This window comes from Paraburkholderia sp. 31.1, from assembly GCF_014397645.1.
GTDB classification, from domain to species: Bacteria; Pseudomonadota; Gammaproteobacteria; order Burkholderiales; family Burkholderiaceae; genus Paraburkholderia; species Paraburkholderia tuberum.
In genome coordinates, this window is sequence record NZ_VZQN01000028.1 from 102,689 (window position 1) to 109,028 (window position 6,340).

Consider the following 6,340-nt stretch of genomic DNA (forward strand, 5'->3'; position numbering starts at 1 on the left):
CCGTTCGCTTACAGGTTGATCAGGGTCTGGTCGACGGCCTGCTGGGTCTTGATCGTCTGCGCGTTCGCCTGATAGTTGCGTTGCGCGGTGATCAGGTTGACCAGCTCGCTCGTCAGATCGACGTTCGAGTTCTCGACCGCGCCGCCTTGCAGCACGCCGTGATTGGTCGAGCCCGGCGTCGAGATCTGCGCGACGCCCGAGGCAGCCGTCTGGCCGTACTCGTTGTTGCCGAGGTCGACGAGGCCGTTCTGGTTCGAGAAGTTCGCGAGCACGATCTGGCCGAGCGCCGCGGTCTGCCCGTTCGAGTAGTTGCCCGTCAGGGTGCCGTCGGAGCCGACCGTGAAGCTCGTCAGCTGGCCCGCCGCGTAGCCGTCGGTCGACAGGCTGTTCACGCCGTCCTTGCCGCCGTACTGCGTGGTGCCGGCCATGTTCAGCGTGACGTTCTGCGGCGTGCCCGAACCGTCGGTGGTCGGGATCGACATCGTGAACGCGCCGAGCGTCGCGGTCGCGAGGCCGGTCGTCGCGTCGGTCGTGCTGACCAGCGTGCCCGATGAATTGAAGTTCGCCGTGCCGATCAGGGAAGCGGTGCCGGTCGACGGGCCCGCGTACACGTTCCACGTGCCCGAGCCCGTCTTCGCGAAGTACATATTGACGGTCTGCGAGCCGCCGAGCGTGTCGTAGACGGTCGTGCTCGTCGAGTAGTTGTAGGTCGACGAGCTGCTCTGGTTGAACGTGGTCGGGTTCTGCGTGATCGTGTAGCTGTCGTTGGCCACCGGCGTGCCGCTGAACGTGATGCTCTCGCCGTTGCCGAGCGTGATCGCGGTGCCGGCCGTGTAGGGCTGCGACGCCGTGGTCGTGCCGAGCGTGTTGTCCGTGACCGTGTAGGTGGTCGGGCTCGTGAAGTTGATCGTGTACTGGTCGGTGTTGGTGCCCGCTGCCGCGTTGGTGATCGTCGCGCCGGTCGTGTTCAGCGTGCCGGCGTTGGTGCCGCCCGGCGTCGCGGTCGGTGCGCCGAGCATGATGTTGTCCTGCGCGTTCAGGTTCAGGCCCGCGGTGATCGAGGTGGTCGCCTGCGGCGCGATGTTTGCGGTCGGCACCGTCAGCGGCACGGTCTGCGCGGTGTTGACGATGCCCGAGCTATTGGCCGCGTAGCCCATCAGATCGAGGCCCTGCGCGTTCGTGATGAAGCCGTTCTTGTCGAGCTGAAACACGCCGTTGCGCGAATAGGTCAGCGTGCCGTTGTTCGACATCTGGAAGAAGCCGTTGCCGTTGATCGCGACGTTCAGCGCCTGGTTCGTCGTCGTGAGCGTGCCTTGCGAGAATTGCTGCTGCACTTCGGAGAGTTGCGTACCGATACCGATCTGCTGGCTCGTCGCGGTCGCGACCGAATTGGCGTACATGTCGGCGAATTCCGCGGTGCCGCTCTTGAAGCCGACGGTGTTGGCGTTGGCGATGTTGTTGCCGATCACGTCGAGATCGCTCGACGACGCCGACAGACCGCTCAAACCTGTTTGGTAACTCATGACGTACTCCGTATCTGTAAAGTCGTAACTGAATGGATCCGGACTACAGGATCGCTGCGACGCCGGTCAGGTCGACCGTCGAGCCGTTCGACAGCACGAGGCCCGGCGTGCCGCTGCTCTGCTGGACGACGCTTTCCACCGTCGCGCCGGTGAGCGTGGTAGCCGTCGCCTGCTGGCCGTTGATCGTGCCTGTCGCGGTGATCGTGTAGGTGCCGTCGGCGAGCGTGTTGCCCGCCGAATCGGTCGGCGTCCAGCCAACCGGAATCGTGCCGGCCGACTGCTTGCCGAGATCGAGCGTGTTGACGATCGTGCCGGCCGAGTTCTTCACGACGATCTGCAGGTCGCTGACGGAGTTCGCGAGCGTGACGCCGAACTCGTTCGTCTGGCCGCTCGACACGGTGATCGAGTTGCCCGGTGCGAGCACGGTCGAACCGATCAGCAACGCGGCCTGCGACTGCTGGCCCGCCGACAGCTGCGTCGACAGCGAGGAGAGCGACGTATTGAGCTGGCTGATGCCCTGCACCGTGCTGATCTGGGCGAGCTGCGAGGTCATCTGCGAGCTGTCCATCGGATTGGTCGGGTCCTGGTTCTGCATTTGCGCGACGAGCAGCTGCAGAAAGGTGGTCTGCAGGTCCGCCGCCGACGTGCCCGACGTGCTGCTCGACGTGCTGCTCGTCGAGCTGGTCGCGCTCGAGCTGCTGCTCGTGCCGTTCATCGTGTCGAGCAGCGTCGGCGAAACGGTCGTGCCGCTGCCGCCGATCGTGGTGTTGGTGGTCAAGGCTCTCTCCTCAGGTTCCGATCGTGAGCGTTTTCAGCATCAGGGTTTTGGCGGTGTTCAGTGTTTCGACGTTGGCCTGGTACGAGCGCGAGGCCGAGATCATGTTGACCATCTCCTGCACCGGGTCGACGTTGGGCAGCGTCACGTAGCCGTTCGCGTCGGCGGCCGGATTGCCGGGCTCGTACGCGGTCTTCATCGGCGACGGATCGTCGACCACGCCCGTCACCTGCACGCCGCCGACCTGCTGGCCGGAGCGTGTGCGCGCGCCGCCGAGCGGGCTCACCGCGAACACGACCTGCTTGGCCTTGTACGGCTGACCGTCGGGGCCCGTCGTGCTGTCCGCGTTGGCCAGGTTCGACGCCGTCACGTTGAGCCGCTCCGACTGCGCCGACATCGCGGAACCCGCGACACCAAAAATGTTCATCAGGGATGGCATGTTTCCTGACCTCTCCTGCCGGTTCGCACCGGCTTTACGTTAAGTCCCGTAGCGTTTCTGTTCGTGCGTGCATGCTGCCTGTGTTCAGCTGCTATGCGCCCTGCCTGGGTGCCGTGCTCTTGCCCGGCTTACGACGAGCCCGACGTGATCGCCGACAGCATCGTCTTGATCTGGTTCGACACCACCGTCATACCCGACTCGAAGTGCACCGTGTTGTCGGCGAACTGCACGCGCTCGGTGTCGACGTCGACCGTGTTGCCGTCGAGCGCCGGCTGCAGCGGAATCCGGTATTGCAGGTTGCCGTAATCGTCGGGGCTGCCGCCCGTCGCCGTCAGCGTGGCCTTGCCGCTCATGTGGCCGGCCTCGGTCGTGTTCATCGACATGCCGCTCGTCACGCCCGCGGGTTGCGTCATCGCGAGCGTGGAGCTGTTCGATGCGCCTTGGCCGGCGGTGCTGCCGCCCGTCTTCTTCAGCGCGCCGGCGAGCGACGACGCGAAGTCGATATCGCGCGCCTTGTAGCCGGGCGTGTCGGCGTTCGCGATATTCGACGACAGCAGTTCCTGCCGGTATGCGCGCACATCCATCGCCTGCCGGCCGAATGCGAATTCGGCATCGAGCTTGTCCAGCATCGGAATCTCCCGAGAACGTTTCCAAGGCCGTCCCGTGTGCGCATCGTGAGTGACACGCGGCGGGCGCGAAGGCCTTTTTGCATGTGATGCATCTTATGGGCCGCGCGCAAGCGGCAATCGGACGAATAACCGGGAAAGGGGGCTTCTATTCAACGTTTGCGCGAAAGCGGGGCTCACTAGAATGCAAGGCGTACCGATGCATTCGATGGAGACCCGCGATGGACCAGCCCACCAACACCTTGCCGCAGCCGGCGAGCGGCACGACGATGCGTCGCGTGTGGGGTGGCCGGGTCGATGAACGGGGCGATGGTTCGGAGGGCGCGCTCGCCCAGCCGGTGCCGCGCTCTTTCTCGCGTTGCCTTGCGCATTGCCTGACGCGGGCGGCCGTCAACGTCGCGGTATGGGTTGCGGGCGGCATCGTGTTGCTGCCGGCTACGACCCAGGCGCAGGATGCGGGCGGCCCGATCGTGATTGCCGGGCCCGCCGAGAAAAATCCCGCCGCGCTGAACGATCTCGCGCAACGGATTCAGACGCCGGCGCAGCGCAGCGCGTCGGCGGCGTCGCTCGCGGCGGCGACCGCACAGTCGCTCGGCCGCGCGAGCGGGTCGCGCGACACCGATACGTTCGGGCGCGCCGCGAGCGCAAGCGGCGCGATCGTCATTCCGGGCGCGGGCGAGCCCGCTGCCGCCGCGCCGGCCATCATCCGCACCAACTTCAAACCGGACGCCAACGGCGTCGTGACGATTCCGCCGGCGGCCAGCACTGGGGCGTCGGGCGTCGCGCGCGTCAATGTCGAAGCGGGCCCGGCCGCCGGCGTCGCGAATCAGCGCGTGGTCGCGGCCAATGCGCCGCAAGGCGACGGTTTCGACAGTCTCGCCGCGCGCGGCGAGCCACCCGAGTTCGGCGCGAATGGCAAGCCGATCGCGGCCGCTGCGGCGCAGCCGGCGCATCCCGGGATCGCGAGAACACCCGCGACGCCGCCTGGCTCGCGCCAAGCGGCGGCCGTCATTGCACAGAGAACGCCGCAGACCGCTACCGCCGCGACGGCTGCGCAAGCCGCGCCGCTGCCAGGCCAGCAGGACCCGGAAGCGATTCACGCGAGCGCGCTCGCGTTCCTGCAACAGCAGGCCGTCGGCCTGCCCGGCAAGGCCGACATCACTGTCGCGTCCGCGTTTCCGCGCGGCCTCGCCGCGTGCACGTCGCTCGAACCGTTCATGCCGACCGGCGCGCGCCTGTGGGGCCGGCTGACGGTCGGCGTGCGCTGCGCGGGCGAGCGGCCGTGGACCATCTATCTGCAGGCGCGCATCTCGCTGCATGCGACCTACTACCTCGCCGCCCGCGCGATGGCGCCGGGCGAAGTGCTCACGGCCGCCGACCTCGTCGCGCGCGAAGGCGACCTGACCGGCCTGCCGCAGGCGATCGTCACCGACCCGTCGCAGGCGGTCGGCTCGGTCTCGCTCGTGCGGATCGCGGGCGGCATGCCGCTGCGCCGCGACATGCTCAAGAGCGCGTCGGCGGTGGTGTTCGGCCAGACCGTGCGGGTCATCGCGGCCGGCGACGGTTTCTCGATCTCGTCCGAGGGCAGCGCGATGAACAACGCGTCGCCGGGCCAGCAGGTGCGCGTGAAGACCGCCAACGGCCAGATCATCTCCGGCATCGTCAAGGACGGCGGCACGGTGGAGATCCAGATGTGAGCGGGCTGGCGGCAACGAGCACCGTCGAAACGGTCGGCGCCCCGGTGGCCAGGGCAGACGGACGGGGATTGAATGGGGTAGATGGCCACCTGGCGGCGAGCCGGGTGTGGAGCGATTGCGCTAAAGTTTTGATCAGCGGTTGCCGTTATCAGGATCAAATCGTTAGGGAAGCCAATCGTGAAAGTCGATCCCACCACCTCTTCAAATCTGCCGTCGTTGAAAGACGCTTTGTCCCGTTCGCAGCAGGGCGACGAAGCCACGCCGGCAGCCAGCACCACCCAGGGCGCGACGAGCACCGCCGCGCCGGCCGCGAGCAGCGCGTCGGGCGAAACGAGCGTGAGCCTGTCGGGTCTGTCGCAGCATCTGCGCAGCCTCGCGGCCTCCGGCTCGGCCGACATCGACACCGCGCACGTCGAGTCGATCAAACAGGCGATCAAGGACGGCAAGCTGCAGATCGACTCCGGCAAGATCGCCGACGGCGTGCTGCAGACGGCGCGCGACCTGTTGCAGAACAAAACCTCGTCGACCGGCAACTGATCGGCATTTCGCCGCGCGGTGATCTGCCGGGCGGCGTCCGACCAACCCGGTTCGCGCGCCGTTCGCGAGCCAGTGTGCGTAGCGAGTTGTTGATATGAAAGACGTCCTCGTTGCTACCCTGATCGAAGAATATTCGACCGTCGAGGCATTCGCCTCGATCCTCACTCTCGAAACCAAAGCGCTGACGGCGGTCTCGCCGCTGGAGCAGTTGCCGGCGATCGTCGAGAAAAAAACCGAGCTGATCGGCGTGCTCGCGAGGCTCGAAGCCGCGCGCGACTCGCATCTGGCCGAACTCGGCTTTCCGACCGGCTGGTCCGGCATGGAGCTCGCGGCCAGCACCGACGCGCGCGTCGCGACGCAGTGGAAGCTGCTGCAGAAAGCCGCGGATCGCGCGCGGCGCGTCAACACCAACAACGGCGAGCTGATCCGCGTGCGGATGGACTACAACGAGCGCGCGCTAAAGGCGCTGCAAGTCAACGTGCCGCGCAAGACGAATCTGTACGGGCCGGATGGACGAGTTCCAGCTTATTCGGGACTCTGATCGGCCCGCCTGCCCGGCCTTCAATCGAGCAATCTACGAAATGAATGAAAAAGCCCGTCATCGACGGGCTTTTTCGTTGTGTGCCGAGCATGCTCAACAGCTCGGGGGTGAAAGTCCCCTATCCAGCCTGATGGTGGTGAAGGATTAGCGAAGCGCAAGGGCGTCGTCGTGAGGCGGGGTCTGAAAGAAGCGCGTAGCAAAG

7 protein-coding genes are annotated in these 6,340 nt (G+C 66.5%); 3 read left to right on the forward strand and 4 right to left on the reverse strand.

Annotated elements, in window-relative coordinates; translation table 11 throughout:
* Positions 1-8 precede the first annotated feature (8 nt).
* The 4 genes from F6X37_RS22065 to flgB form a co-directional block, all read right to left on the reverse strand.
* Complete coding sequence (locus F6X37_RS22065; RefSeq protein ID WP_187612743.1) at positions 9-1,523, reverse strand: flagellar hook protein FlgE; 1,515 nt, start codon at positions 1,521-1,523, stop codon at positions 9-11.
* 43 nt (positions 1,524-1,566) lie between these two features.
* Positions 1,567-2,301, reverse strand: coding sequence for a flagellar hook assembly protein FlgD (locus F6X37_RS22070; RefSeq protein ID WP_187612744.1), 735 nt, complete (start codon positions 2,299-2,301; stop codon positions 1,567-1,569).
* Between the two features lie 10 nt (positions 2,302-2,311).
* Positions 2,312-2,737, reverse strand: a complete 426-nt coding sequence (gene flgC, locus F6X37_RS22075) for a flagellar basal body rod protein FlgC (protein WP_026225509.1) — start codon at positions 2,735-2,737, stop codon at positions 2,312-2,314.
* A 128-nt stretch (positions 2,738-2,865) separates the two neighbouring features.
* Positions 2,866-3,366 (reverse strand): flagellar basal body rod protein FlgB, encoded by a 501-nt coding sequence (flgB, locus tag F6X37_RS22080; RefSeq protein WP_090802505.1) that lies wholly within the window; start codon positions 3,364-3,366, stop codon positions 2,866-2,868.
* Between the two features lie 218 nt (positions 3,367-3,584).
* Here flgB and flgA point away from each other — a divergent pair, with 218 nt between their 5' ends.
* The 3 genes from flgA (at position 3,585) to F6X37_RS22095 (ending at position 6,138) form a co-directional block, all read left to right on the forward strand.
* Positions 3,585-5,060: a flagellar basal body P-ring formation chaperone FlgA gene (gene flgA, locus F6X37_RS22085; protein WP_187612745.1), complete on the forward strand. Its 1,476-nt coding sequence runs from the start codon at positions 3,585-3,587 to the stop codon at positions 5,058-5,060.
* Between the two features lie 177 nt (positions 5,061-5,237).
* On the forward strand, positions 5,238-5,597 hold the full coding sequence (gene flgM, locus F6X37_RS22090) for a flagellar biosynthesis anti-sigma factor FlgM (protein WP_187612746.1): 360 nt from the start codon (positions 5,238-5,240) through the stop codon (positions 5,595-5,597).
* A gap of 94 nt (positions 5,598-5,691) precedes the next feature.
* Positions 5,692-6,138, forward strand: a complete 447-nt coding sequence (locus F6X37_RS22095) for a flagella synthesis protein FlgN (protein ID WP_187612747.1) — start codon at positions 5,692-5,694, stop codon at positions 6,136-6,138.
* Positions 6,139-6,340 lie beyond the last annotated feature (202 nt).